Annotated in this window: 25 protein-coding genes and 1 other RNA gene; 16 read left to right on the top strand and 10 right to left on the bottom strand. The window is 73.7% G+C overall.

Features of this window, described 5'->3' with window-relative positions; translation table 11 throughout:
• Positions 1-3: 3 nt before the first annotated feature.
• The 6 genes from AS857_RS20070 to AS857_RS20045 all read left to right on the top strand — a co-directional run bounded on the left by AS857_RS20070 (position 4) and on the right by AS857_RS20045 (position 6,526).
• Complete coding sequence (locus tag AS857_RS20070) at positions 4-1,113, top strand: FecCD family ABC transporter permease (RefSeq protein ID WP_058044675.1); 1,110 nt, start codon at positions 4-6, stop codon at positions 1,111-1,113.
• Between the two features lie 94 nt (positions 1,114-1,207).
• Positions 1,208-2,062, top strand: a complete 855-nt coding sequence (locus AS857_RS20065; protein WP_058044674.1) for a heme ABC transporter ATP-binding protein — start codon at positions 1,208-1,210, stop codon at positions 2,060-2,062.
• 144 nt (positions 2,063-2,206) lie between these two features.
• The gene (gene efeO / locus AS857_RS20060) at positions 2,207-3,340 is read left to right on the top strand and encodes an iron uptake system protein EfeO (protein WP_058044673.1); all 1,134 of its coding nucleotides are present in this window, start codon (positions 2,207-2,209) and stop codon (positions 3,338-3,340) included.
• A 13-nt stretch (positions 3,341-3,353) separates the two neighbouring features.
• Entirely contained in the window at positions 3,354-4,664 is a 1,311-nt protein-coding gene (gene efeB / locus AS857_RS20055) for an iron uptake transporter deferrochelatase/peroxidase subunit (RefSeq protein WP_058044672.1), read from the top strand.
• Positions 4,665-4,695: 31 nt separating this feature from the next.
• Positions 4,696-5,664, top strand: coding sequence for an iron uptake transporter permease EfeU (efeU, locus tag AS857_RS20050; RefSeq protein WP_058044671.1), 969 nt, complete (start codon positions 4,696-4,698; stop codon positions 5,662-5,664).
• Positions 5,576-6,526 carry an SCO2278 family lipoprotein gene (locus AS857_RS20045; RefSeq protein ID WP_476718237.1) on the top strand — a complete coding sequence of 317 codons (951 nt, stop codon included), beginning with the start codon at positions 5,576-5,578 and terminating at the stop codon, positions 6,524-6,526. Before efeU ends, AS857_RS20045 begins: the two co-directional genes overlap by 89 nt.
• Before the next feature lie 59 nt (positions 6,527-6,585).
• Here AS857_RS20045 and AS857_RS20040 read toward each other — a convergent pair whose 3' ends face one another.
• Both AS857_RS20040 and AS857_RS20035 read right to left on the bottom strand, forming a co-directional pair.
• Positions 6,586-7,308, bottom strand: a complete 723-nt coding sequence (locus AS857_RS20040) for a bifunctional DNA primase/polymerase (protein ID WP_058044670.1) — start codon at positions 7,306-7,308, stop codon at positions 6,586-6,588.
• Between the two features lie 163 nt (positions 7,309-7,471).
• On the bottom strand, positions 7,472-8,104 hold the full coding sequence (locus AS857_RS20035) for a TetR/AcrR family transcriptional regulator (RefSeq protein WP_058044669.1): 633 nt from the start codon (positions 8,102-8,104) through the stop codon (positions 7,472-7,474).
• A 117-nt stretch (positions 8,105-8,221) separates the two neighbouring features.
• Here AS857_RS20035 and AS857_RS20030 point away from each other — a divergent pair, with 117 nt between their 5' ends.
• A complete protein-coding gene (locus AS857_RS20030) occupies positions 8,222-8,404 on the top strand; it encodes a DUF6243 family protein (protein WP_058044668.1) in 183 nt (60 codons plus the stop codon).
• A 115-nt stretch (positions 8,405-8,519) separates the two neighbouring features.
• On the top strand, positions 8,520-9,350 hold the full coding sequence (gene ddaH / locus AS857_RS20025) for a dimethylargininase (protein ID WP_338058271.1): 831 nt from the start codon (positions 8,520-8,522) through the stop codon (positions 9,348-9,350).
• Between the two features lie 93 nt (positions 9,351-9,443).
• On the opposite strand, the gene AS857_RS20020 is transcribed toward ddaH, so the two are convergent.
• The 3 genes from AS857_RS20020 to AS857_RS20010 form a co-directional block, all read right to left on the bottom strand.
• Positions 9,444-10,457: a small ribosomal subunit Rsm22 family protein gene (locus tag AS857_RS20020; RefSeq protein WP_058044666.1), complete on the bottom strand. Its 1,014-nt coding sequence runs from the start codon at positions 10,455-10,457 to the stop codon at positions 9,444-9,446.
• Between the two features lie 278 nt (positions 10,458-10,735).
• The gene (locus tag AS857_RS20015; protein WP_058044665.1) at positions 10,736-12,034 is read right to left on the bottom strand and encodes a multidrug effflux MFS transporter; all 1,299 of its coding nucleotides are present in this window, start codon (positions 12,032-12,034) and stop codon (positions 10,736-10,738) included.
• 168 nt (positions 12,035-12,202) lie between these two features.
• Positions 12,203-13,681, bottom strand: a complete 1,479-nt coding sequence (locus tag AS857_RS20010; RefSeq protein WP_058046926.1) for an alkaline phosphatase D family protein — start codon at positions 13,679-13,681, stop codon at positions 12,203-12,205.
• 236 nt (positions 13,682-13,917) lie between these two features.
• On the opposite strand from AS857_RS20010, the gene AS857_RS40710 reads away from it, so the two are divergent.
• The 3 genes from AS857_RS40710 to AS857_RS19995 all read left to right on the top strand — a co-directional run bounded on the left by AS857_RS40710 (position 13,918) and on the right by AS857_RS19995 (position 15,347).
• Positions 13,918-14,529 carry a hypothetical protein gene (locus tag AS857_RS40710; protein WP_107105634.1) on the top strand — a complete coding sequence of 204 codons (612 nt, stop codon included), beginning with the start codon at positions 13,918-13,920 and terminating at the stop codon, positions 14,527-14,529.
• 102 nt (positions 14,530-14,631) lie between these two features.
• A complete protein-coding gene (locus AS857_RS20000) occupies positions 14,632-15,051 on the top strand; it encodes a hypothetical protein (RefSeq protein WP_058044663.1) in 420 nt (139 codons plus the stop codon).
• Positions 15,048-15,347, top strand: coding sequence for a winged helix-turn-helix domain-containing protein (locus AS857_RS19995; RefSeq protein ID WP_079110517.1), 300 nt, complete (start codon positions 15,048-15,050; stop codon positions 15,345-15,347). Before AS857_RS20000 ends, AS857_RS19995 begins: the two co-directional genes overlap by 4 nt.
• 24 nt (positions 15,348-15,371) lie before the next feature.
• Here the strand turns inward: AS857_RS19995 and eda are convergent, their stop codons facing one another.
• Both eda and yaaA read right to left on the bottom strand, forming a co-directional pair.
• Positions 15,372-16,031 carry a bifunctional 4-hydroxy-2-oxoglutarate aldolase/2-dehydro-3-deoxy-phosphogluconate aldolase gene (gene eda / locus AS857_RS19990; RefSeq protein WP_058044662.1) on the bottom strand — a complete coding sequence of 220 codons (660 nt, stop codon included), beginning with the start codon at positions 16,029-16,031 and terminating at the stop codon, positions 15,372-15,374.
• A 66-nt stretch (positions 16,032-16,097) separates the two neighbouring features.
• Positions 16,098-16,904: a peroxide stress protein YaaA gene (gene yaaA / locus AS857_RS19985; protein ID WP_058046924.1), complete on the bottom strand. Its 807-nt coding sequence runs from the start codon at positions 16,902-16,904 to the stop codon at positions 16,098-16,100.
• 204 nt (positions 16,905-17,108) lie between these two features.
• On the opposite strand from yaaA, the gene AS857_RS19980 reads away from it, so the two are divergent.
• Together AS857_RS19980 and rnpB are read left to right on the top strand one after the other, a co-directional pair.
• Positions 17,109-18,575 (top strand): RNB domain-containing ribonuclease, encoded by a 1,467-nt coding sequence (locus AS857_RS19980; protein ID WP_058044661.1) that lies wholly within the window; start codon positions 17,109-17,111, stop codon positions 18,573-18,575.
• A gap of 81 nt (positions 18,576-18,656) precedes the next feature.
• Positions 18,657-19,059, top strand: an RNA gene (rnpB, locus tag AS857_RS33460) — RNase P RNA component class A.
• A gap of 69 nt (positions 19,060-19,128) precedes the next feature.
• Here rnpB and AS857_RS19975 read toward each other — a convergent pair.
• Positions 19,129-19,734, bottom strand: a complete 606-nt coding sequence (locus tag AS857_RS19975; RefSeq protein ID WP_058044660.1) for a response regulator transcription factor — start codon at positions 19,732-19,734, stop codon at positions 19,129-19,131.
• On the bottom strand, positions 19,731-20,885 hold the full coding sequence (locus AS857_RS19970) for a sensor histidine kinase (protein WP_058044659.1): 1,155 nt from the start codon (positions 20,883-20,885) through the stop codon (positions 19,731-19,733). The genes AS857_RS19975 and AS857_RS19970 overlap by 4 nt, the downstream gene beginning before the upstream one ends.
• 135 nt (positions 20,886-21,020) lie before the next feature.
• On the opposite strand from AS857_RS19970, the gene AS857_RS19965 reads away from it, so the two are divergent.
• The 3 genes from AS857_RS19965 (at position 21,021) to AS857_RS19955 (ending at position 24,006) form a co-directional block, all read left to right on the top strand.
• On the top strand, positions 21,021-21,884 hold the full coding sequence (locus AS857_RS19965) for a MaoC/PaaZ C-terminal domain-containing protein (protein ID WP_058044658.1): 864 nt from the start codon (positions 21,021-21,023) through the stop codon (positions 21,882-21,884).
• Positions 21,885-21,973: 89 nt separating this feature from the next.
• The gene (locus tag AS857_RS19960; RefSeq protein ID WP_058044657.1) at positions 21,974-23,050 is read left to right on the top strand and encodes an alcohol dehydrogenase catalytic domain-containing protein; all 1,077 of its coding nucleotides are present in this window, start codon (positions 21,974-21,976) and stop codon (positions 23,048-23,050) included.
• 14 nt (positions 23,051-23,064) lie between these two features.
• Positions 23,065-24,006, top strand: a complete 942-nt coding sequence (locus tag AS857_RS19955) for a 3-oxoacyl-ACP reductase (protein ID WP_058046923.1) — start codon at positions 23,065-23,067, stop codon at positions 24,004-24,006.
• 94 nt (positions 24,007-24,100) lie between these two features.
• Here the strand turns inward: AS857_RS19955 and AS857_RS40445 are convergent, their stop codons facing one another.
• Complete coding sequence (locus AS857_RS40445; RefSeq protein WP_168094376.1) at positions 24,101-24,256, bottom strand: hypothetical protein; 156 nt, start codon at positions 24,254-24,256, stop codon at positions 24,101-24,103.
• Positions 24,257-24,299: the final 43 nt, after the last annotated feature.

Raw genomic sequence — 24,299 nt, 5'->3', positions numbered from 1 at the left:
GGGATGAGCCTCCTCAGAACCACGGCCCCCTCCCCCGTGGCCGCCGGCCCCGCCGGTGAGCCCGGCGGCGGGCAGCAGCCCCGTCGCCGCCGCACCAGCGCCCTCCTCGCCACCGGCATGGCCGCGGCCCTGCTCCTCGCGTGCCTGCTCTCCGCCGGGATCGGCGCGTACGACATCCCGCTCGGCGACGTCGTGGGCTCCCTGCTGCACCGGGCGGGGCTCGGCGGGGCGGAGCTGGACCGGGTCCCCGAGAGCGTGTTGTGGAACGTACGGCTGCCGCGCGTGGCCCTGGCCCTGCTCGTCGGGGCGTCGCTGGGGTGCGCGGGGGCGCTGATGCAGGGCGTGTTCGGCAATCCGCTCGCCGAACCCGGCGTCATCGGCATCTCGATGGGCTCGGCCGTCGGCGCGGTCGCCGCGATCTCCCTGGGCCTGACCTTCCTCGGCAACTGGACGGTGACCGCCTGCGCGTTCGCGGCCGGGCTCGTGACCGTCCTGCTCGTCTACGCCCTCTCGCGCTCGGGCGGCCGTACGGAGGTGGTCACGCTCATCCTCACCGGCATCGCGGTGAACGCGTTCGGCGGGGCGCTCGTCGGCCTGGGCATCTTCATCGCCGACAACGCCCAGGTCAGCCAGATCACCTTCTGGCAGCTCGGCTCGCTCGCGCAGGCGACCTGGCCGAAGGTGCTCGCCGTCCTGCCGTGCGCCCTGGCCGGCCTGGCCGTCGCACCGCTCTACGGGCGGAAGCTGGACCTCCTGGCGCTCGGCGAACGGCCCGCGCGCCACCTGGGCGTGGACGTCGAGCGGCTGCGCCTGGTGCTGGTGCTGGTGGTCGCGCTGCTGACGGCCGCGGCGGTGGCCGTGGCGGGGGTCATCACGTTCGTGGGCCTGCTGGTGCCGCACCTGCTGCGGATGGCCGCGGGCCCCGGTCACCGGTTCCTTGTGCCGGGCAGTGCGCTGGGCGGGGCGCTGGTCCTGGTCGCGGCGGACCTCGCGGCCCGTACGGCCGCCCAGCCGGCGGAGCTGCCCCTGGGCGTCCTGACGGCCCTGTTCGGCAGCCCGTTCTTCTTCTGGTTGCTGCGAAGGACCCGGCGGAAGCAGGGAGGCTGGGCGTGAGGTGGGCAGGTTTCCGGCCGGGGGTCCGGGGGTTGCCCCCGGGAAAACGCAGCTGGCTCCTCAGAAGGACCCGGCGCAAGCAAGGGAGCCGGGCATGATCAAGGAACTTCTGCGCAACCGCGGGCGGAAGCGCCGGCTCCCCCTCCCCTCCCCCTTCGGGACCGTCCGTGCCGAGGCCCGTGCCCTGCACGTGCGCCTCGCCGGCCGTACCGTTCTCGACGGCGTGGACCTCCAGGTCGCGGCCGGCGAAGTCCTCGCGCTCGTCGGCCCCAACGGCGCGGGCAAGTCCACGCTCCTGGCCGCGCTCGCCCACGACCTGCCCGCCGGGTCCGGCGAGGTCCGCATCGACGGCGAGCCCGCCGCCGCCTGGACGGCCGCCGAACTCGCCGTGCGCCGGGCCGTGCTGCCGCAGTCGGCGGAGCTGTCGTTCCCGTTCCCGGTCGAGGAGGTCGTCCGGATGGGGCGCGCGCCGTGGGCCGGGACCCCCGCCGAGGACGAGGACGACGAGGCCGTCCGGGCCGCCATGGCCGCCGCCGAGGTGGCCGGATTCGCCTCCCGTCCGTTCGCCGGGCTCTCCGGCGGCGAGCGGGCGAGGGTCGCCCTGGCGCGCGTGCTCGCGCAGCGCACCCCGCTCCTGCTGCTCGACGAGCCGACCGCCGCGCTGGACCTGCGCCACCAGGAACTGGTGCTGCGGATCTGCCGGGAGCGGGCCGCGGCCGGGGCCGCGGTGGTGGTCGTCCTGCACGACCTCGGCCTGGCGGGCGCATACGCGGACCGGGTGGCGGTCCTGCACGGAGGGCGGATCGCGGCGGAGGGGCCGCCGGCGCGCGTCTTCGAAGCGGAATTGCTCAGTCGTGTGTATTCGCAGCCGGTCGAGGTTATTGATCATCCGCGTACGGGTGAGCCATTGGTGATCCCGAGGCGCGAGGTACGAGATTTTGCTTCGTGAGAGCAGAATCACGCACCCGTCCGGGAACAGGGTAGGCAAGCCTCAGATAAGTTAGGGCGGCCTTATCCGGCCAGCCGGTTTTCGGCCATGCCGTTTACGGCGCGAACGTCCTTTCCGTCCTCTCCGAGCACGCCTGGAGCCCTTATGCGCGCCCTCCGCTCCTCCGCCGTCGCCGCCGTCGCCGCGGCCGCGGCCCTGACCGCCGTGTCCGGCTGCGCCGAGAAGTCGGACGGCAAGGGCTCCGATGCGATCGAGGTGACCGCCTCCGACGACAAGTGCGAGGTCTCCAGGACCTCTTTCCCCTCCGGTCACATAAAGATCAACATTGAGAACACGGGCTCCAAGGTCACCGAGGTGTACGTGTACGCCGCGGGCGACCGGATCGTGACGGAGCGGGAGAACATAGGCCCGAAGACCAAGGCCGAGATCACCGCGACGATCAAGAAGCCGGGCGATTACGAAATAGCCTGCAAGCCCGGCATGAAGGGCGACGGCATCCGCCAGAAGATCACCGTCACCGGCGGCGGAAAGGCGGAGAAGGCGAACCCGGAGCTGGACAAGGCGGTCGCCGAGTACCGCAAGTACGTCCAGCAGCAGGCCGACGAGACGATCCCGGCGGCGCAGAAGTTCGCCGACGCGGTCAAGAGCGGCGACGTCGACGAGGCCAAGAAGCTCTACGCGGTCTCCCGCATCGGCTGGGAGCGCACCGAGCCGGTCGCGGAGTCCTTCGGCGACATCGACCCGAAGGTCGACGTCCGCGAGGACGGCCTGGAGAAGGACCAGAAGTGGACCGGCTGGCACAAGCTGGAGAAGTCGCTCTGGGACGAGAAGAAGATCGACGAGGACGACAAGAAGCTGGCCGACCAGCTGATGACGGACCTCAAGGACTGGCAGAAGCGCGTCGGCACCGCCGAGATCACCCCGACCAGCATGGCCAACGGCGCCAAGGAGCTGCTCGACGAGGTCGCGACCGGCAAGGTCACCGGCGAGGAGGAGCGCTACAGCCACACCGACCTCGTCGACTTCCACGCCAACGTCGAGGGCGCCGAGAAGTCCTACGCGCTGCTCAAGCCCGTCGCCGCCAAGAGCGACGCCGCGCTGGCCAAGGAGCTCGACAAGCAGTTCGGCGACCTGAAGAAGCTGCTCGACGAGTACCGCGACGGCGACACCTTCAAGGCGTACGACGGCGTCGGCAAGGAGGACCGCAAGAAGCTGTCCGACGCCGTGAACGCCCTCGCGGAGCCCCTGTCCAAGCTCGCCGGCACCGTCGCGAAGTAACGGGGGAGCTCCCATGACCGACGCGGAGAAGACCGGCGGGCCGCAGCAGCCCGCCGACGAGAGCGCGGCCGCGGGCGCGCCCGGGGGCGGCAGGCCCTCGCGCCGCTCCGTCCTCGGCTGGGGCGGTGCCGGCCTCGCGCTCGGCGCCGCGGCCGCGGGCGGCACCGCCGCCGCGCTGCGCATCGGCGAGGACGCGTCCCCGGCCGCCGCGGCCGGGGACGCGGTCCCCTTCCACGGCGCCCACCAGGCCGGCATCGCCACCCCCGTCCAGGACCGGCTGCACTTCGCCGCCTTCGACGTGACGACGAGCGACCGCGCCGCCCTGGTCAGGATGCTCCAAGAGTGGACGGCCGCCGCCGCGCGGATGACCGCCGGTCACGAGATCGGCGAGGGCGCCGTCCCGGGCAACGACGAGCTGCCGCCGGACGACACCGGCGAGGCCCTCGGCCTCAAGCCGTCCCGGCTGACCCTCACCTTCGGCGTCGGCCCGGGCCTGTTCGAGAAGGACGGCAAGGACCGCTTCGGTCTCAAGGACCGCCGCCCCAAGGCCCTGATCGACCTGCCGGTCTTCCCCGGCGACAACCTCGACGCGGCCCGCAGCGGCGGCGACCTGTGCGTCCAGGCCTGCGCGGACGACCCGCAGGTCGCCGTGCACGCCATCCGCAACCTGGCCCGCATCGGCATGGGCAAGGTCGCCATCCGCTGGTCGCAGCTCGGCTTCGGCAAGACCTCCTCGACGACGCCCGACGCGCAGACCCCGCGCAACATGATGGGCTTCAAGGACGGCACCCGGAACATCGCCGGCACCGACACCGACCGCCTGGACAAGCACGTGTGGGTCGGCGAGAAGGACGGCCCGGACTGGATGACCGGCGGCTCGTACCTCGTGGCCCGCCGCATCCGGATGCACATCGAGACCTGGGACCGCACCTCGCTCGCCGAGCAGGAGGACATCTTCGGCCGGGACAAGGCCGAGGGCGCGCCCGTCGGCAAGGAGCGCGAGCACGACGAGCCGCTGCTGAAGGCCATGAAGCCCGACGCGCACGTGCGCCTCGCCCACCCCGACAGCAACAACGGCGTGACGATCCTGCGCCGCGGCTACTCCTTCACGGACGGCACGGACAAGCTCGGCCGGCTGGACGCCGGGCTGTTCTTCATCGCGTACCAGAAGGACGTCCGGGACGGGTTCGTGCCGCTGCAGATGAACCTGGCGCGCAACGACACCCTCAACGAGTACATCCAGCACGTGGGTTCGGCGGTCTTCGCCGTGCCGCCGGGCGTCCGGGACAAGGACGACTGGTGGGGCAAGGCCCTGTTCGCATGACCACCGGTTCTTCCCGGGGAGGAGATGCCGCGTGTTCGGCAACTATCTGATCGGCCTGCGCGAGGGCCTGGAGGCCAGCCTGGTCGTCTGCATCCTCGTCGCCTACCTCGTCAAGACCGGGCGCCGGGACGCCCTGCGCCCGGTCTGGGCCGGCATCGCCGCGGCCGTGCTGCTGAGCATGGGCTTCGGCGCGCTGCTCCAGTACGGCTCGCGGACCATGACCTTCGAGGCCCAGGAGATGCTCGGCGGCTCGCTGTCGATCGTCGCCGTCGGCCTGGTGACGTGGATGGTCTTCTGGATGCGGCGCACCGCGCGGCACCTGAAGAAGGAGCTGCACGGCAAGCTGGACGCCGCGCTCGCGATGGGCACGACCGCACTGGTCGTCACCGCGTTCCTGGCCGTGGGCCGGGAGGGCCTGGAGACCGCGCTGTTCGTCTGGACGGCCGTGCAGGCCACCGACGACGGGGTCCGGCCGCTGGCCGGCGCGCTGCTCGGACTGCTCACGGCCGTCGTGCTGGGCTGGCTGTTCTACCGCGGCGCGCTGAAGATCAACCTGGCGAGGTTCTTCACCTGGACCGGCGCCATGCTGATCGTGGTCGCGGCGGGCGTGCTCGCCTACGGCTTCCACGACCTGCAGGAGGCCGACATCCTGCCGGGCCTCGGGGACAGGGCCTTCGACATCAGCGAGCAGGTCCCGGCCGACAGCTGGTACGGCACCCTGCTCAAGGGCGTCTTCAACTTCCAGCCGGACCCGACCTGGCTGCAGGTGGCGGTGTGGGCGCTGTATCTGGTACCCACCCTCCTGGTGTTCTTCGCCCCGGGTAGGGTGGCGCCGAACCGAGCAGCCACCAAGGAGTCGAAGCCCGATGAGACGACGGGGGGCCGGCAGACCGCGCGCGACGCGGACGGCAGTGACGGCGGCGGCGCTGCTGCTGACGGCGACCGGGTGCATGACGGTGCACGGGGAACGGGAGATCGTCCCGTCGGTGGGCAAGGCTGAGGCCGCCAAGGTCCTCAAGGCCTTCACCGACGGCTACAACGAGGGTTACCGCAAGCTCGACCCGGGCGTCATCGCCCGGGTCGAGACCGGTGCGCTGGCCGAGATAGGCAAGGCCGACCTGGCGGCGCAGAGCGTCCAGACGCCGGGCGGCAACCCGAAGTACCCCTCCCTGGTCCTCGACGACGCCCGCTTCACGATCCCCGGGCAGGCCGGCTGGCCGAAGTTCTTCCTCGCCGACACCCGCAGCAACCGCGACGCCAACCGCTGGCTCGTGGTCTTCACGCGGTACGGGGTGAAGGAGCCGTGGAAGGCCGCCTACCTGTCGATCGTCAACCCGGGGAAGGTGCCGGAGTTCACGACCGGCAAGGACGGCCACGCGGAGGCCGTCCCGGCGGCCAAGGGCAAGGACCACGGCCTGATGGCCGACCCCGGCAAGGTGAGCGCCGTCTACACCGACTTCCTGCGCACCGGCAAGGGCAAGGACTTCGTGCCGGGCCCGCGGACCACGGGGCTGCGGGAGGAGCGCGACAAGGTGCGCCGTACGGCCACCTTCTGGACGGAGTTCATCGACACCCCCGAGAAGGCGCCCGCCTTCCCCGCTCCGGCGCTGCGCACCAAGGGCGGCGGTGCGCTGGTGTTCTTCACCGCGCACCACCGGGAGAAGCGCACGATGGCCGAGGGGCTGCGGCCCGCGGTCACCGACCCGCGGACGAAGGCGCTGCTGAAGGGCGAGCTCAAGCGCTCGGTGACGTACACGCGGGTCTCGGAGGCGGCGGTCGAGGTGCCCCCGCGGGACGCGGACGGCGGGATGATCAACTTCCTCAACCGGATCGACACGATGACGGCCGCGCAGGGCGAATAGCGCGCCGGGCGTACGGAACCGGGCGGCGGGGCGAGCCGGACCCGTCGGGCCGGGTGGGGTCAGCGGCCGATCGGCCAGGCCGCCTCGTGATCGGGGCGGCCGCCCGCGTACTGGGCGCAGGCGTCCGTGAGGGTCTCCAGGAGCGTCAGCGGATCCGGCAGCGGCCGCTCGGGGCCCTGCAGCCAGGCCACTCCGGACTCCTCCGGCAGCCGCGAGGGGGGCAGCAGCACATAGCTCCCCCGGCAGTGCCAGCGCAGGCCCGGATGCTCGTCCATCGTCTCGGGATGGCAGTCGAGCTCGCAGGGCCACCACTCGTCCTCGTCGTCCGGGGTGCCGCGGGTGGCGGTGAAGAAGAGCATGCGGTCGGGGGCGACGGTGGCCACGGGCCCGGTCTCGACCCCGGCCTTCTGCAGCCGCTCCAGGGCCTGCCGGCCGGCCTCGAGGGGGACGTCGAGCACGTCGTGCGCGATGCCGGTGGCGGTGACGAAATTGGCCTCCGGCTGGCTGCGCAGCCACGCCGTGACCTTCTCGGCGTCGGTGGTGGCGAGGGTCTGCCAGGCGAAGGAGACGGGGTGGCGGCCGGGGGTGGGACACCCGATGCGCTCACAGGAACAGCCGTACCCCGACGGGTGCGCGGCCGGGGCCAGCGGGAAGCCCGCGGCTGCCGCGGCCAGGAGCAGTTCCTCGCGGGCGGCCTCGGATGCCGCGCCGGTGCCCGTACCGCCGCCCGCTCCGCTCCTGGGGCGGCGCAGCCACTGGGAGAACCTGCTCTTGCGTTCCATCTATCCCCTCACTTCGACCGCGGTCTCCGGTCAATGCTGCCACCATCCTGCGCCTGGTGTGACCGTCGGACGTATCCAGGGGGTGTGAGACCGGCCGCTCGCGCGGGCGGGGCCATCTATCCGGTCCGCCGTCCCGGCCGGTCCGGAGCCTGCGCCGGACGGGTCACGGGCGCGGCGCGAGACCGCGCAGGGCGAGGTCGAGGACGGTGTCCGCGTAGGCGTGGGTGAGCGGCAGGGTGCGGTTCAGCCAGCGGTGGAAGAGCGGGCCGACCAGCAGTTCGAGGGCGATGCGGACGTCGGTGTCGGGGTCGACCTGGCCGGCTTCCTGGGCGGTGCGCAAGCGTCGGGCGTACGCCTGGAGCTGGGGTTCGAGGACCTTCTCGGTGAGGGCGCGGCCGAGTTCGGGGTCGTTGGCGGTCTCGGAGACCAGGGCGCGGGTGGGGGCGTCGAGGCGCGGGTCGTTGAGCTGGTCGACGGTGGCCCGCAGCACGGCCCTGAGGTCGGCCGCGATGTCGCCGGTGTCCGGGAGCTCGACGCCGGCCGGGTCGACGCCCTCGAGGACGCAGGCCTCGAAGAGGACCGCCGCCTTGGAGGGCCACCAGCGGTAGATGGTCTGCTTGCCGACGCCTGCGCGGGCGGCGATGGCCTCGATGGTGAGCTTCGCGAAGCTGGATTCGCCTACGAGCTCCAGGGCGGCGTCGAGGATCGCGCGGCGGGAGCGCTCGCTGCGGCGTGAGGCGTCGGGGGCCTTGGCGGACGGCGAGGACGGCGAGGACGGGGTCGGGGCGTCGGTCATGGCGGCATCCTAGCCACGCATGGAGCGAGACGTATCGTCTTGACAAGACGAGACGTCTCGTTGGATCCTTGGGGCGAAGCGAGACGGAGCGTCTCGCTCAACTGAAGGGAGAACCCCATGAGCAGGAGCGGATCGGGCGGCATGCTCGGAGTCGGCGGCACCCGCAGCAACCTCTCCCGCAACGCCCTGCGCGGCGGTGGCAGGGGCGGGCGCGCGGGAGGCGGCGCGGACGCGGCGGCCCAGAAGCGGGAACTGCTGCGGAAGTTGCGGGAAGGGCGAAGCGGAACCACCGGCGCGTGAGTGAGCCAGCGGTAAACCACCCGTACGGTTCATGCGCCAAAGCCCGTGGAGCGTGGACGATTTGGGCACGCACGACGATCCCGTACGTGCCCAACACCACCGTGAGGAGCACTCCTTGCGTAGTACAGCTCCACGCGCAGCCACTCCGCGGCGCTATCTGATGTGCCCCCCGGCCCACTTCAAGGTCACCTACTCCATCAACCCCTGGATGGATCCGGCCAAACCGGTCGACATCCCTCTTGCGCTCGCGCAGTGGGAGGACCTCAGGGACCGCTATCTGGCCCTCGGGCACACCGTCGAGGAGCTCGAGCCCCGGCCCGGACTGCCCGACATGGTCTTCGCCGCCAACGGCGCGACCGTCGTGGACGGCCGGGTGCTCGGCGCGCGCTTCGCCCACCCCGAGCGGACCGCCGAGGCCGCGATCCACGCGGCCTGGTTCCGGGAGCAGGGCTACGCCGACGTGCTCGAACCCGAGCACATCAACGAGGGCGAGGGCGACTTCGCCGTCACCGCCTCCTGGCTGCTCGCCGGCCGCGGCTTCCGCAGCAGCCCGCTCTCCCACCCCGAGGCGCAGGAGTTCTTCGGCCGGCCGGTGATCGGCCTCGACCTGGTCGACCCCCGCTACTACCACCTGGACACGGCGCTCTGCGTCCTCGACGACACCACCGACGGCGAGATCATGTACTACCCGGGCGCGTTCTCGGCGGGCAGCCGCGAGGTGCTGAGACGGCTGTTCCCCGACGCCCTGATCGCGAGCGAGGAGGACGCGTCGGCCCTCGGCCTCAACGCCGTGTCCGACGGGCGGCACGTGCTGCTCCCGCAGGCGGCGGTGGGGCTCTTCGAACCGCTGCGCGCACGGGGGTACGAGCCGATCGGGATGGACCTCGGCGAACTGCTGAAGGGAGGCGGCAGCGTGAAGTGCTGCACGCAGGAGCTACGGGTTTAACACCCTCCCCTGCGGCGGGGCGGTGTCGATCTGCGGCTCCGCCGCGTGGCCGCGATCGGCCACGCACGGCCCGCGGCCGGCAGAGCACCCGGGTCATCCCCCGGCCGGAGGCCACTCGTCGCCCCAGGCCGCGTCGCGCGCCCGCTTGTAGGCGTCGCCGTGGCGCTTGGTCACCGTCTCGCGGGTCAGGCCGTCCTCGGGCGTGCACAGTTCGAGGAGGACCTGGCCCTTGCGGATCTGGGGCTTGCGGACGATGCGCGCGGGTGCAGCAGCCTCCGGCACGTCGCCCCGTACCGCCGCCACGTACGAGAACTTCTCGTCCTCGTACGCCAGTGAGCCGCCCTTGACCTGCCGGTGCAGCGAGGAGCGGCTCACCCGGGCCGAGAAGTGGCACCAGTCCGTGCCCGGCTCGATCGGGCACGCCGCGCTGTGCGGGCAGGGCGCGACCACGCGGAAGCCCGCCGCGATCAGCCGGTCGCGCGCCTCGATGATCCGCAGGTAGCCGTCGGGCGTGCCCGGCTCGACGATCACGACCGCCCGCGCCGTGCGGGCGGCCTCGGACACGACCGCGGCGCGGCCGGCGTCGGTCAGCTCCTTCAGCACGTACGAGACGGTGACGAGGTCCGTGCCCTCCGGCACCTTCAGCCCGTCGCCGATGATCCCCCGCTCCCAGCGGGCCGCGCGAAGGGCCGGCTCGGAGGCCTCCCCGGCGAGCTCGGCACCGAGCGCGAGGGCGGGCGCGGCCCAGTCCAGGACCGTCGTCTCCCGGCTCTCGCCCTCCCAGGCGGAGGCCACGGCCCACGTCGCCGCGCCGGTGCCGCCGCCCACGTCCACGTGCGAGGCGGGCACGAAGGACGGCAGCCGGTCCCGGAACGCCTCCAGCGCGGACCGCACGGCCTCGAACGTGGCCGGCATGCGGTAGGCCGCGTACGCGGCCACGTCGGAGCGGTCGCGCAGCACGGGGGCGTCGGTGGGGGTCAGGCCCCGGTAGTTGGCGATCAGCCGGTCGACGGCCTGTGCGGCCTGGCGCGGCGGCAGACCGTCGAGGAGCCCGGCGAGCGCGGTGCGCAGTTCGTCGCCGGACCGGGGGGAATGGGGGACGTGCATTTGATGGAGTCTATGTCGGGGTCGGGTGCGGCGCCTGCGGCTGGTGAGGCCGCGGTGGCCGGCGAGTCCGGCACGGCCGGGACGCGGCGTCGTGGCTGCTCGCCGCCGCGGCGGATGCGCCGGGGCCGCCTCGGCGGATCCTTCCGCCGCGACGGCGATCGGCCACGACGTACGTGCCCGGCGGTGCCGGGCTCACCGGGAGGCGCGGGGGGCGGCGAGGCCGTGCGGCCGGCACCGGCCGGGCCGCGGCGGGGCGGGTGCCCCGCCCGGAAGGCGACTCAGTCGCGCTTCTGCCAGGGGCGGCACAGGCCCAGGAAGCACGCCGCCGCCGCGAGCGCGCACACCAGCTGCACGACCGCCATCGGCACCGCCGTGCCCTCCCCCGCGATGCCCACGAGCGGCGAGGCCAGCGCGCCCAGCAGGAACGTGGACGTGCCCAGCAGGGCCGAGGCGGAGCCCGCGGCGTCGCGGGAGCGCATCAGGGCCTGGGCGTTGGTGTTGGGCATGGCCAGGCCCATCGCGGACATCAGGACGAACAGCCCGCCCGCGATCGGCGCGAGGCCCGCCTTCCCGAAGACGCCGGAGGCCATCAGCAGCAGGGCCGCGGCGGCCAGGGCGATCACGACGAGGCCGACGGCGAGGGCCTTGTCGAGGCTCACGCGGCCGACCAGCAGCTTGCCGTTGATCTGGCCGACCAGCACGAGGCCGATCGAGTTGACGCCGAAGAGCAGGCTGAAGGTCTGCGGGGAGGCCCCGTAGATGTCCTGGACGACGAAGGGCGACGCCGAGATGTAGGCGAAGAGCGCGGCGAAGGCGAAGCCGCCCGCGAGCATGTAGCCGGTGAAGACCCGGTCGGAGAGGAGGGCGCCCATCGTGCGCAGGGTCGCCCCGAGGCCGCCGGCCTGGCGCCGCTCCGGCGGCAGGGTCTCGTGCAGGAAGCGCCATACGGCGAGGGTGAGCAGCAGGCCGACGGCGGTGAGGACGACGAAGACGCCCCGCCAGTCGGTCAGGCGCAGGATCTGGCCGCCGATGAGCGGGGCGACGACGGGGGCCACGCCGGATATCAGCATGAGGGTGGAGAAGAAGCGGGCCATGGCCACGCCGTCGTAGAGGTCGCGCACGACCGCCCGGGCGATGACGATGCCGGCGGCACCGGCGAGGCCCTGCACGAGGCGGAAGCCGATCAGCAGCCCGGCGTTCGGGGCGAGGGCGCAGGCGGCGGTGGCCACGACGTAGACGGCCATGCCGGCGAGGAGGGGGCGGCGGCGCCCCCACTTGTCGCTCATGGGGCCGACGACGAGCTGGCCGAGCGCCATGCCCAGGAGGCACGCGGTGAGGGTGAGCTGGACGGTCGCGGCGGGGCTGTGGAGCGCGCCGGTGACCTCCGGCAGGGCCGGGAGGTACATGTCCATGGAGAGCGGCGGCAGCGCGCTCAGGCCGCCGAGGACGAGGGTGACGATGAGGCCCGTGGCGCGGGCGGCACGGGCCCCGGCCGTGCCGGGGCCCGTGGAGTGGCGTTCGGCGGGCCGGGCGGGCTGCTGTTCCTGCTCGGCCGTGTCCTGGCCGGGGTCCGTCATGCGTCGCGCTCCGTGCTCCGTGGTTGTCGTCTGTTCAACCATGGTGTCATGACCGCGGCCCATACTTGGGTCTTACATGTTATTCGGGGGGCGGGTGTGACGGGATGCACTGACCCGGGCATGCACCGACTCCGGAAGGCATCACCGGCGTCACCGGCGTCCGGGCCCTTACGCCTCCCGGAGCCCCGGAGCACCCGCCTCCGAGACGAACGACGCGGCGGTGGAGATCGGAGCGCCCGGTGTGGTGACCCCGGACAGCGTCCGGAAGTCGCCCCGCACGCGCTCCGGGTCGAGCGTGACGACGACGTACCCGCGCCGGGCGTCGTAGTACTTCAGGTGCGGGTTCGCCGCGCGCGCCGTCTCCCAGTCCTCGGGGCGCGCCTGCCCGTCGAAGCCGCTGGAGACGGAGGTGCCGAGGAACTCCACGCCGAGCGTGGCGGAGTCCGGGTCGTCGAAGTCCTTCTTCACCTCGTACGCGCAGTGGGTGTGGTCGTCGCCGGTGAGGACCAGAAGGTTCCGGATACCCGCACGCTCGGCGCCGGCCAGGACGCGGGCGCGCGAGGCCGGATAGCCGTCCCAGGTGTCCATGCTGACCCGGGAGGAGTCGCCGGGCGTCTCCTTGCGCTGGGAGAAGCACACCTGCTGGGCGACGACGTTCCAGGTGGCGGTGGAGGCGCGGAAGCCGTCGAGGAGCCAGCGCTCCTGCGCGTCGCCGGTGATCGTGCGGGCCGGGTCCTGCGACTCGGGGCCGGGGGTGTGCCAGCCGTCCCCGTAGGCCTGGTCGGAGCGGTACTGGCGGGTGTCGAGGAGGTCGAACTGCGCGAGGCGGCCGTACGCGAAGCGCCGGTAGAGACGCAGGTCCGGCCCGGCGGGCCGCTGGGGAGTGCGCAGCGGCATGTTCTCCCAGTAGGCGCGGTACGCGGCGGCGCGGCGGGCGCGGAAGCGGTCGACGGGGTCGTCGTGCTGGGAGACGTCGCCCGCGTAGTTGTTCTCGACCTCGTGGTCGTCCCAGGTGACGTACCAGGGGTGGGCGGCGTGCGCGGCCTGGAGCTCGGCGTCGGTCTTGTAGAGGGCGTACCGCTGGCGGTAGTCCTCCAGGGTGTGCGTCCAGTGGTTGTAGAACTCCGGCAGGGGCTCGGTGTAGTTCCGGGCGCCCGCGCGGGCGTCGATGGCGTTCTCGTAGATGTAGTCGCCGACGAAGAACACCGCGTCGAGGTCCTCGCGCGCGAGGTGGCCGAGGGCGGTGTAGTAGCCCTCGTCGTACTGCTGGCACGAGATCAGGCCGAAGCGGGCGGCGGCGACGGCGGCATCGGCCCGGGGCGCGGTGCGGGTGCGGCCCACCGGGCTGATCCAGCGTTCGGCGCGGAAGCGGTACCAGTAGCCGCGGCCGGGTTCGAGGCCGCACAGGTCCAGGTGGACGGTGTGGCCGTCGGCGGCCGGGGCCGTGGCCGTGCCGCTCCGCACGACGCGGCGGAAGGCCTCGTCCTCGGAGAGCTCCCACTGGACGGCGATGCCGCCCTCGGCGGGCAGGCCGTTGCCCGGCTCGTGGGGCCGGGGCGCGAGCCGGGTCCACAGCACGACGGAGTCCGGCAGCGGGTCGCCGGAGGCCACTCCGAGGGTGAAGGGGTTTTCGGAGAGGGGGGTCATGCCGTTCAGATTGCGCGCGGCTGGGGCGGCTGTGAAGAGCCGCGTCACGCCTTCGACGGCAGTTCCGTCCCACCTGCTCCGTACCCGCCCGAACGACCCGTTCCAGGTGTACCGTCCCAGGAGGCGAGGCCGGACACCACGGGGGAGGTGGCGCGGTGAGCCACGACGGAGAACCTCCACAACCTCAACCGCAACCGCCCGAGAACCGCTTCTGGTCCCACGTGTGGAAGTACTGGGTGACCGCAGGCCTGGCCGTGGTGCTGGCGGCGATCCTCCCGGTGCTGTTCAAGGCGGGCCCCTTCGAGGCGGACGGGGCGGGCGGGCGCGACCCGACGACCGCTCCCCCGCCGGCCACGAGCCCGCCGGCCCCGGGGAGCCCTGCGGGGCCGGGGAGTTCGGGAGGCTCAGGGGGCTCGGAGGGTTCAGGGGGCTCAGGAGGCACGGGGAGTTCGGCCGGCCCCACCGACCCGGGAACGCCGTCCCCGCCGGGCACACCCTCCCGCACCCGGTCGCCGTCCGCGCCCGCGGTGTCCGCACGGGTCGTCAGCGTCCTCACCCAGGGCGCGGTCACCCCGACGGTCACCAAGGTCCGGGTGAACGTGACCTTCAAAGGCCTCAAGGGCAGGACGGGCTCCATCAGGTGGCACACCTACAACGACGTCACCAAGCAGAGCATGAGCGGCGACAGCGTGATCGGCTCCCCGGTCCTGGCCTGGGACAGCACGGACTGGCACCCCACGTTCCTCGTCCCGACACCGTCGGTGCGCTGGCAGCTCCAGGTCACGGCGTACGGCCCGGACGGCAGGCAACTGGCCACGAACCACTCCAACTTCACGTTCGGATCGTAGCGACGACCGGGCCATAGCCGACTGGAAAGTACTTGCCAGTTCGGAAAGTAGTTGCCATCGTGCTCCCGTACGGACGACACGAGGCAACTGACGGAGGCTCACATGCCTGACCCCGAAGCGACCGCCGCGGCGACGGCACTGGCCCGGGCGCAAGCGCTGGACTCCACGGTGCGGGACGGATCCCGGTGGTTCGCCCGCTACCAGCTGGTGTTCGGCTGCGCGGCCGCGGTGGCCGTGCTCGCCTGCAGCCTGATCGACGGACCGGGGAGCGCGCTCGCCTTCGCCCTGTTCTGGGCGGGGACGGTGACGGCCCTGGCCGTCTGGGCGAACCTGCAGCCCGTCAGCCGGCGCGGGCTCGGCCGCCGGCACCACTACCTGATCGCCACCTGGGGCCTGCTCCACGCCGCCGTGATCGTGCCGGGCACCACCTGGTTCCGGGGCGACCCCGCGTGGTGGGTGCCCGGCGCCGTCGTCGTCGCCCTGCCCGGGCTGGTCGGCGCCTGGCGGGAGGGGCGGCGGTGACGGCGAGCCACCCGCGCCACGGCCTGGACGAGGTGATCCACGCGCCCGTGAGGTTCTCCGTCGCGGCGACCCTGGCCGCCGCCGACAAGGCCGAGTTCGCGTTCGTGCGCGACACCGTCGAAGTGAGCGACTCGGTGCTGTCGAAGCAGGTCGCCACGCTGGAGAAGGCGGGCTACGTCAAGGTCACCAAGGGGTACGTGGGCAAGCGGCCGCGCACATGGCTGGCTCTGACCGAGGAGGGCCGGGCCGCGTTCACCGCGCACTGTGCCGCGCTGCGGGCGATCGCCGGCGGGTAGCGGGGCGGACAGGCGGGCGTTCCGTCAGGCAGAGGCCGGGCCGGGGACCAGTTGGGATGCCTGGCGGGCCAGTTGGGTCACCCGGGGCCAGTCGCGGCGGGCCAGGGTGTCCGGGGGGAGCATCCAGGAGCCGCCGACGCAGGCGACGTTCGGCAGGGCCAGGTAGGCCGGGGCCGTGTCGGGGCCTATGCCGCCGGTGGGGCAGAAGCGGGCGCCGGGGAGCGGGGAGGCCAGGGACTTGAGGTACGGCGTGCCGCCCGCCGCCTGCGCGGGGAAGAACTTCATGTCGCTCACCCCGCGCTCCAGCAGGGCCATGACCTCCGAGACCGTCGAGACGCCCGGCAGGAACGGCAGCCCCGTCTCCCGCAGGGCCTCCAGCAGGGGGTCCGTCCAGCCCGGGCTGACCAGGAAGCGGGCCCCGGCGCGTGCCGCGGCTTCCGCCAGGGCCGGGGAGAGGACGGTCCCCGCGCCCACGACCGCCTCCGGGACCTCCGCGGCGACGGCCCGTATCGCATCGAGCGCCGCGTCCGTCCGCAGCGTCACCTCGATCGCCGGCAGCCCGCCCGCGACGAGCGCGCGGGCTAGGGGCACGGCGTCGGACGCGTCGGGGAGGACGGCGACGGGGATGACGGGGGCGAGGCCGAGGACGGAGGCGGGCGCTGGGGCGGGCGCGGCGGCGGTCACGGGCCCATCCTGCGCGCCGCCACCACTTAACGCAACGGTCGTTGCACTATGTGCAACGAGGGGCCCTCAGAGCTCGGTCACCACCACGTCGAGCGCCCACGGCTTGCCGCCCTTCGCGGGCGCCCCGCCCTCCACCGCGTACCCGAGGCCGCGCAGCGCCTCCGCGAGCTCCGCCGGCCCGTCCGGCTCCGCGCCCGCCGTCAGCAGGTCCCGGACCAGCCGGCCCTTGGTGGCCTTGTTGAAGTGGCTCACGACGGACCGCTTCTCCACCCCGTCCACGATCTTCGACTGCAGCACCCGGACGGTCGCCGTCCGCTCCGCGAGGGCGCCCTTCGGCTTCCACGCGGCGGCGTACGCGGCCGACCTGAGGTCGAGCACCAGCCCGTCGCCCGCCTCCTGCGGCAGGTGGTCGTCCATGACGCCGCGCCAGTACGTGCCCAGCGCGCCCAGGCCCGGCAGCTTCACGCCCATCGAGCAGCGGTACGACGGGATCGCGTCACCGACCCGGACCGCGCCCCACAGCCCCGAGAAGACCAGCAGCGAGCGCTCCGCCCGCTCCCGCGCCGCCGCGTCCAGCGAGGCCAGGCCGAGCGCGTCGTAGAGGACGCCGGTGTAGACCTCGCCCGCGGGGCGGGTGCCCGCCGTCCGCAGCGCCGCGTTCTTCGCGATCTCGCCCCGCAGCCCCGGGGACAGGCCGAGCACCTCCGCGGCCTTGTCCTCGTCGCCCGCGCAGAGCTCCACCAGCTCCGCCAGCACGGTCTCCCGCGCCCCGGCCAGCCCCGGCAGCGACAGCGCACCGACCTCCAGCGCGGCCCCGGCGCCGGAACCGACGGCGGCGGCCTTCCCCTCGGACGGCGGCAACAGCACGAGCACGGTGTCTTCTCCCATCGGTACGGATACGGGGCGGTGCGGATACGAGCGGTGCGAGCACGGGTCGGTGCGCATACGGATCGCGCGGCACCCGGCACGCCCGGCACGCCGGGCCTCCCCGCACGCCCCGACGAGCCTAACCCCGACCCCGACGCCGCACGCCACGCTCGCCGTGCCCCGCGCCCGCACCGGAAATACGCTCGTCCCATGCCTCGCCGCAAGATGCACGTGACCGACGCGGACGGCAGCAGCCCCCTGCGAGCGGCGCTGCGCCGGCTGCGCGAGGACACCGGGGTGACCGAGGAGTTTCCCGCCGCCGCCCTCGCGGAGGCCGAGCAGGCCGCACGCCGGCCCCGCCTCCCGGCGTACGACGCCACCGAGCTGCCGCTGTTCACCATCGACCCGCCCGGCTCGATGGACCTCGACCAGGCCATGTACCTGGAGCGGCGCGACGGCGGGGGCTTCCGCGTGCACTACGCGATCGCCGACGTCGCCGCCTTCGTCCGCCCCGGCCAGGCCCTCGACGCCGAGGCGCACCGCCGCGTCATGACCCTCTACTACCCCGACGGGCGCGTCCCCCTCCACCCCGACGTCCTGGGCGAGGGCGCGGCCAGCCTGCTCCCCGACCACAGCAGGCCCGCCCTGCTGTGGCGCTTCGACCTCGACGCGGACGGCCGCGTCGAGGGGACGGACCTGCGGCGCGCGCTCGTCCGCAGCCGGGCCCGGCTCGACTACGCGGCCGTCCAGGCCGCCGTGGACTCCGGCAGGGCCGAGGAGCCGCTGGCCCTGCTGCGCGAGATCGGGATGCGGCGCGAGGCGCTGGAGCGCGCCCGGGGCGGCATCTCCCTCAACGTCCCCGAGCAGGAGATCGTGCGCCGCGGCGGCCACTACGCGCTCGCCTACCGCACGCCCCTGCCGGCGGACGGCTGGAACGCCCAGATATCCCTGATGACCGGCATGGCCGCGGCCGACCTGATGCTGCGCACGGGCACGGGCATCCTGCGCACCCTGCCCGCCGCGCCCGAGCGGGCGGTCGACCGGCTGCGGCGCGTGGCGCGCGCCCTCGGCGTCACCTGGCCGGAGGACATGCCGTACGCGGTCGTCATCCGTGCCCTCGACCCCTCCCACACCCAGCACGCGGCCTTCCTCCAGGAGTGCACGGCACTGCTGCGCGGCGCGGGCTACACCGTCTTCGACCGCGAACGCCCCACGGAACGCCCGCTGCCGGCGGATCCCGGCCACGCCGCCCTCGCCGCCCCGTACGCGCACTGCACCGCCCCCCTGCGCCGCCTGGTCGACCGCTACACCGGCGAGCTGTGCCTCGCCGCTGCCGCGGGCACCGACCCGCCCGAGTGGGTGCGCGCCGCGCTCGACGCCCTGCCCGGCGAGATGGAGACCGGGGCGCGGCGCGCGGGCCAGGTGGAGCGGGAGTGCGTGGACATGGTCGAGGCGGCGCTGCTGCGCGACCGGATCGGCCAGGTCTTCGACGCCTACGTGGTGGACGTCCAGGCGGACCGCCCCACCGCGGGCACGGTCCACCTCTACGAGCCGGCGGTGATCGGCCACATCGAGGGCGACGGCGACGGCCCGCCCCTGCCCCTGGGGCACCGCATGCGCGTCCGGGTGATCGAGGCGGACCCGGGCCGCGACAAGGTGTGGTTCGCCCCGGCCTAGCCGGAGCGGCGGTGACGGGCTCCGGGTTCTCCCGGGGCGATCGTGACAGCCCCCGCCAGGTAGCATGGTCGGCACGGCGGACGAGCCGGCCGGGCGGCCGCGTGGGGTCTTCGGATCCCCCGAGGAACGTCCGGGCTCCATACGGCAGGGTGGTGGGTAACGCCCACCCGGGGTGACCCGCGGGACAGTGCCACAGAAAACAGACCGCCGGGGGCCGCAAGGCCTCCGGTAAGGGTGAAACGGTGGTGTAAGAGACCACCAGCGCCTGAGGTGACTCAGGCGGCTAGGTAAACCCCACCCGGAGCAAGGTCAAGAGGGGCCGCCTTCGCGGCGGCCCTGCGCGGACGATCGAGGGCTGCCAGCCCGAGTCCGCGGGTAGACCGCACGAGCCTGCCGGCAACGGCAGGCCTAGATGGATGGCCGCTACCCCGGGCCCCGCAAGGGACCCGGGTGACAGAACCCGGCGTACAGGCCGACTCGTCCGCCGCCTGTTCTGCACGAGCCCCTGCGGCCCGCCGATGCGCGGGCGGCGGGGGCTCTCGTGCTCACCGAGTCACAGCCACCCGTTCTGCCGGGCCGCGCGGACGGCCTCCATGCGGTTGCGGGTCCCGGTCTTGCCGATGGCCGCCGACAGGTAGTTGCGGACCGTCGCGGGCGACAGGTGGACCTTCGCCGCGATGTCGGCCACCGTCGCCCCGTCGACCGCCGCCGCGAGGACGTCGCGCTCGCGCCGGGTCAGGGGGTTGGGGCCGGCGCCGAGGGCAGCGGCGGCCAGGGCCGGGTCGATGACGCGCTCCCCGGCCAGGACGCGCCGGACCGCCGCGGCCAGGTCCTCGACCGGGCCGTCCTTGACGAGGAAGCCGGACGCTCCGGCCTCCATCGCGCGGCGCAGGTAGCCGGGCCGGCCGAAGGTGGTGAGGATCAGCACCTGGCAGCCGGGCATCCGGGCGCGCAGGTCGGCGGCGGCGTCCAGGCCGCTGCGGCCGGGCAGTTCGATGTCGAGGAGCGCGACGTCGGGCTTCGTCTCCAGGGCCTTGGGGACGATCTCGTCGCCGTCGCCGACCTGGGCGACGACCTCCATGTCCTCCTCCAGCCCGAGCAGCAGCGCGAGCGCGCCCCGCATCATTCCCTGGTCCTCGGCGAGGAGCAGCTTGATCATGAGCGGTGGTCCTCCTCGGACTCCGGGTCCACGGGCAGTTCGGCCACGAGCCGGAAGCCCTTGCGCCCGTCCGGGCCGGCGCTCAGGTGGCCGCCCGCGGCGGCCATGCGCTCCGTCAGGCCCTTCAGGCCCGTCCCCGGCGCGGCCTGCCCCGAGCCTACGCCGCGCCCGTTGTCGGTGATCTCCAGGCGTACCCGGTCGGTCTCGCCGCGCACCTCGACCGTGCAGCGGCCCGCGCCGCTGTGCCGGACGACGTTGGTGACGCCCTCGCGGACGACCCAGCCCAGCAGGGCCGCGGTCTGCGGCGGCAGCGGGGGGCCGGACTGGCGCAGGCCGGCGGTGATGCCGGAGGCCTCCAGGAGGGAGCGGGCGCGGTCGAGTTCGGTGGTGAGGCTGCCCTCGCGGTAGCCGGTGACGGCCTCGCGGATCTCGGTGAGGGCCTGCCGGCCCACCGCCTCGATGTCGGCCGCCTGTCCGACGGCCGCGTCCAGGTCGCGCGGGGCGAGCCGGCGCACCGCCTCGGCCTTGACGACGATGACGGACATGGTGTGCCCGAGGAGGTCGTGCAGGTCGCGCGAGAACCGCAGCCGTTCCCGCTCGACGGCGCTGCGGGCCAGTTCCTCGCGCGTGGCGCGCAGTTGGGCCACCGTCTCGAAGAGGGTGAGGACCGCGGCGGTGACGAAGCCGGAGAGCAGCGTCCCGTAGGCGACGGTCAGCGACTCCGACGGGTCGCCGCGCATGCTCGCGATCAGCCCGGCCGAGCCGGCCACGGTGAGGACGAGGAGGACCGGCCGGCGCCCGCTCCCGGTCAGCCCGCGCCGCAGCACGATGCCGGAGGCCAGCGACAGCAGCGGGAAGCACAGCAGCCAGTCGCCGCCGTACCCGATGGTCAGCGCGTACGTGACGACGGCCAGTCCGGCCAGCGCGAGGCGCGGGACGCGGGTCGTCCTGTACCGCGCGTCGAGGCCGGTGAAGACCGTGACGGTGTACATCGCGGCGAAGGCCAGCACGCCCAGCCCGCCGAGCCAGGGCAGCGGCACCTCGCCGCGGAACAGGTCCTGGACGTCCCCGGTGAGCATGAAGAGCCAGGGAAGGAAGGCGAATTTCCCCGGGGGTTTGTGCCGTTCGGCCCCGGCCTTGCTGTCGGTCATGGCTCCGACCCTAAGGAACCCGCCGCTGAGCTGGGCAGATGCAAGTGTGGGCGACTACCCGTGACATTTGTCCCGGACCCGGCTATACAGGGGGTCCCATCGGATCGGCTAGAACGCGTTCTAGGAAGGTTCCCGATGCCCATCGACGTACGCCGGGCCGTCGCCGCCGCCCCGCGCAGCACCTCCCTGACCTGGGATCACAAGGACGTCCTGCTCTACCACCTCGGCATCGGCGCGGGCACCCCGGCCACGGACCCGGACGAGCTCCGGTACACCCTGGAGAGCCGGCTCCACGTCCTCCCGAGCTTCGCCACCGTCGCCGGCGGCGGCGTCGCGCAGGCCGGCGCCCTCTCCGCCCCCGGCATCGACATCGACCTCGCCGCGGTGCTGCACGGCGGCCAGTCCCTCGACGTGCACCGCCCGCTCCCGGTCCGCGGCGCCGCCACCCTCACCTCCCGCGTCGCCGCCGTCCACGACAAGGGCAAGGCGGCCGTCATCGTGCTGCGCTCGGAGGCCGCGGACGCCGGCGGGCCGCTGTGGACGGGCGAGAGCGAGATCTTCGTCAAGGGCGAGGGCGGCTTCGGCGGCGAACGCGGCGCCTCCACCCGCCTGGAGGCGCCCGTCCGCGCCCCCGACACCACCGTGGAGCGGCCCGTCCGCGAGGACCAGGCGCTCCTCTACCGCCTCTCCGGCGACTGGAACCCCCTGCACGCCGACCCCGAGTTCGCCAAGCTCGCGGGCTACGACCGGCCGATCCTGCACGGCCTGTGCTCGTACGGCATCACCCTCAAGGCCGTCGTCGACACCGCCCTCGCCGGGGACGTCACCCGCGTCCGCGCGTACCGCACCCGCTTCGCCGGCGTCATCTACCCCGGCGAAACGCTGCGCGTGCGGATGTGGCGGGAGACCCCGGCGCCCGGCCGGATCCAGGTCGCCGTCAGCGCCGTGGAGCGCGACGACGCACCCGTCCTCGCGGACACGGTCGTCACGCACGGGTGAGCAACCGGGCGCACTGCCCACGAAGACCTCGTTCCACGTCACCCGCAGAGACCCCTTCCTACGTCGTTCCCACGTCAGAGGAGTCCGTCATGCGCGCAGCCGTACAGCACGAGACGGGACGGCCCCGCCTCGAAGTCCGCGACGACGTCGAGGCGGTGGGCTTCGGCCCCGGCAAGGTCCGGCTGCGCATGCGGGCCACCGGGCTGTGCCACTCCGACCTGTCCGCCATGAGCGGGGTGCTCCCCCAGATGGTGCCCTTCGTCCCCGGGCACGAGGGCGCCGGCGAAGTCGTCGAGGTCGGCGAGGGCGTGACCGGGCTGCAGCCGGGCGACCGCGTCCTGGTCTGCTGGCTGCCGCCCTGCGGCGGCTGTCCCGCCTGCAAGCGCGGCCAGAGCCAGCTGTGCCTGGCGAGCCTCATGGAGGCCGGCACCCCCAACTTCCGCCTGGACGGCTCCGACCTCTTCGGCTTCGCCGGCACCGGCACCTTCGCCGAGGAGGCCGTCGTCGGCGCCGGCTGCGCCGTGCCCATCCCCGACGACCTGCCCTACGACATCGCCGCCCTCATCGGCTGCGGCGTCACCACCGGCCTCGGGGCCGCCCTCAACACCGCCGACGTCACCGCCGGTTCCTCGGTCGCGGTCATCGGCTGCGGAGGCGTCGGGATCTGCGCGATCCAGGGCGCGCGGGCCGCGGGCGCGGCGCAGATCGTCGCCGTCGACCCGGTCGCCTCCCGGCGCGAGGCCGCGCTGCGCTTCGGCGCGACCGAGGCCGTGGCGCCCGACGCGCTCGCCGACGCCAAGGCGCGCGTCACCGGCGGCGAGGGCTTCGACTACGCCTTCGAGGTCGTCGGCACCTCCGCCACCGCCCGCGCCGCGTACGACGCGACGCGGCGGGGCGGCACGCTCTGCATCGTCGGGGCCGGGGCCATGGACGACCTCTTCCAGATCAACATGTTCGAGCTGTTCTTCGACGAGAAGAAGATCCTGCCGTCCCTGTACGGCGGCGGGGACGTCCTGCGCTCCTACGAACGGGCCGTCGCCCTGTGGCGGGCCGGCCGCATCGACCTCGCGGGCCTGATCACCCACCGGGTCCCGCTGTCCGGCGTCAACGACGCCCTGGAACAGATGCGGACGGGCGAGGCACTGCGCACGTGCATCGAGATCTGAGAGGGGTGACGGGCATGGTGTCCCTGCGCGGCAGGACCGCGATCGTCACCGGCGCGGGGCGCGGCCTCGGCCGGGCGGAGGCCCTCGAACTCGCCCGGCTCGGCGCGCACGTCGTCGTCAACGACTACGGGCAGCCCGGCGCGGACGGCTCCGGCGAGGCATCGGCCGCGCCCGCCGAGGCCGTCGCCGCCGAGATCCGGGCGGCCGGCGGCCGCGCCACCGCCCACGTCGGCGACGTGTCCGACTTCGGGACGGCCCGCGACCTCGTCCGGCTCGCCGTCGACGCCGGCGGCGGCTCGCTCGACGTCCTCGTCAACAACGCGGGCATCCTGCGCGACCGGATGGTCTTCTCCATGGCCGAGGACGAGTGGGACGCGGTCGTCCGCGTCCACCTCAAGGGCCACTTCAACACCGTGCGCTTCGCCGCCGCGCACTGGCGGGAGCGGGCGAAGGCCTCCGGGCGACCGGTGTACGGACGGATCGTCAACACCTCCTCCGAGGCGTTCCTCATCGGCTCACCCGGCCAGCCCAACTACGCGGCGGCCAAGGGCGGCGTCGTCGGCCTCACCACCTCCACGGCGGAGGCCCTGCGGAAGTACGGGGTCACGGTGAACGCCATCTGCCCGCGGGCCCGCACCCGGATGACCGAGCAGATCTTCGCCGGGGTCGGCACGCCCGCGGACGGCGGGCCCGACCCGCTGGCCCCCGAGCACGTCGCGCCCCTCGTCGGCTACCTCGCCGCGCCCGCCGCGGCCGGGGTGACCGGGCAGGTGCTCCTCGTCCACGGCGGCATGGTCGCCGTCATGGAGCGGCCGAAGGTCGCGGCGCAGTTCGGCACGGCCGGGGACGTCTTCACCGCCGAGGAGCTGGACGGGCTGCTCTCCCCGCACTTCGCCGGGCGGCCGCCCGGGGAGACGTTCGCCGCGCCGGAGGTGTGGCAGCTCGGGCCCGGTTGAGCACCGGCCGGGAAAACGCCTCGGGCGCCGGGAGTCTCCGCTGAGCGGGACCACCCGGCGCCCGAGGGCTGACCGGAATCGTCGGCGACGCCGGTCAGTGGCCTTCCGGCGTACGGCGGTGCTTGCCGTGGGCAGGTGAGCTGTTGTCGTCGGGGGAAGCCGGACCACGGTGCCTGCCGGAGCCGGCGGCTGCGGCCTGGGACGCCTCAAGGGGGCGCGCCTCGGTCGTGTCGGTTCGGGCGTCGGGCATGGGGAAAGTCACTCCGTCGGATGGGGATGCGTGCTTTGCGCGT

The organism is Streptomyces roseifaciens (assembly GCF_001445655.1).
GTDB classification, from domain to species: Bacteria; Actinomycetota; Actinomycetes; order Streptomycetales; family Streptomycetaceae; genus Streptomyces; species Streptomyces aureoversilis.
This window is presented reverse-complemented; position numbering and strand designations above follow the sequence as displayed.

Excerpts from the sequence above, each read along its gene's own strand:
- AS857_RS20070 (WP_058044675.1), top strand. The coding sequence starts at position 4 with ATGAGCCTCCTCAGAACCACGGCCCCCTCCCCCGTGGCCGCCGGCCCC.
- AS857_RS20065 (WP_058044674.1), top strand. The coding sequence starts at position 1,208 with ATGATCAAGGAACTTCTGCGCAACCGCGGGCGGAAGCGCCGGCTCCCC.
- efeO (WP_058044673.1), top strand. The coding sequence starts at position 2,207 with ATGCGCGCCCTCCGCTCCTCCGCCGTCGCCGCCGTCGCCGCGGCCGCG.
- efeB (WP_058044672.1), top strand. The coding sequence starts at position 3,354 with ATGACCGACGCGGAGAAGACCGGCGGGCCGCAGCAGCCCGCCGACGAG.
- AS857_RS20040 (WP_058044670.1), bottom strand. The coding sequence starts at position 7,308 with ATGGAACGCAAGAGCAGGTTCTCCCAGTGGCTGCGCCGCCCCAGGAGC.
- AS857_RS20035 (WP_058044669.1), bottom strand. The coding sequence starts at position 8,104 with ATGACCGACGCCCCGACCCCGTCCTCGCCGTCCTCGCCGTCCGCCAAG.
- AS857_RS20030 (WP_058044668.1), top strand. The coding sequence starts at position 8,222 with ATGAGCAGGAGCGGATCGGGCGGCATGCTCGGAGTCGGCGGCACCCGC.
- AS857_RS20020 (WP_058044666.1), bottom strand. The coding sequence starts at position 10,457 with ATGCACGTCCCCCATTCCCCCCGGTCCGGCGACGAACTGCGCACCGCG.
- AS857_RS20015 (WP_058044665.1), bottom strand. The coding sequence starts at position 12,034 with ATGACGGACCCCGGCCAGGACACGGCCGAGCAGGAACAGCAGCCCGCC.
- AS857_RS20010 (WP_058046926.1), bottom strand. The coding sequence starts at position 13,681 with ATGACCCCCCTCTCCGAAAACCCCTTCACCCTCGGAGTGGCCTCCGGC.
- AS857_RS20000 (WP_058044663.1), top strand. The coding sequence starts at position 14,632 with ATGCCTGACCCCGAAGCGACCGCCGCGGCGACGGCACTGGCCCGGGCG.
- AS857_RS19980 (WP_058044661.1), top strand. The coding sequence starts at position 17,109 with ATGCCTCGCCGCAAGATGCACGTGACCGACGCGGACGGCAGCAGCCCC.
- AS857_RS19975 (WP_058044660.1), bottom strand. The coding sequence starts at position 19,734 with ATGATCAAGCTGCTCCTCGCCGAGGACCAGGGAATGATGCGGGGCGCG.
- AS857_RS19970 (WP_058044659.1), bottom strand. The coding sequence starts at position 20,885 with ATGACCGACAGCAAGGCCGGGGCCGAACGGCACAAACCCCCGGGGAAA.
- AS857_RS19965 (WP_058044658.1), top strand. The coding sequence starts at position 21,021 with ATGCCCATCGACGTACGCCGGGCCGTCGCCGCCGCCCCGCGCAGCACC.
- AS857_RS19960 (WP_058044657.1), top strand. The coding sequence starts at position 21,974 with ATGCGCGCAGCCGTACAGCACGAGACGGGACGGCCCCGCCTCGAAGTC.
- AS857_RS19955 (WP_058046923.1), top strand. The coding sequence starts at position 23,065 with ATGGTGTCCCTGCGCGGCAGGACCGCGATCGTCACCGGCGCGGGGCGC.
- AS857_RS40445 (WP_168094376.1), bottom strand. The coding sequence starts at position 24,256 with ATGCCCGACGCCCGAACCGACACGACCGAGGCGCGCCCCCTTGAGGCG.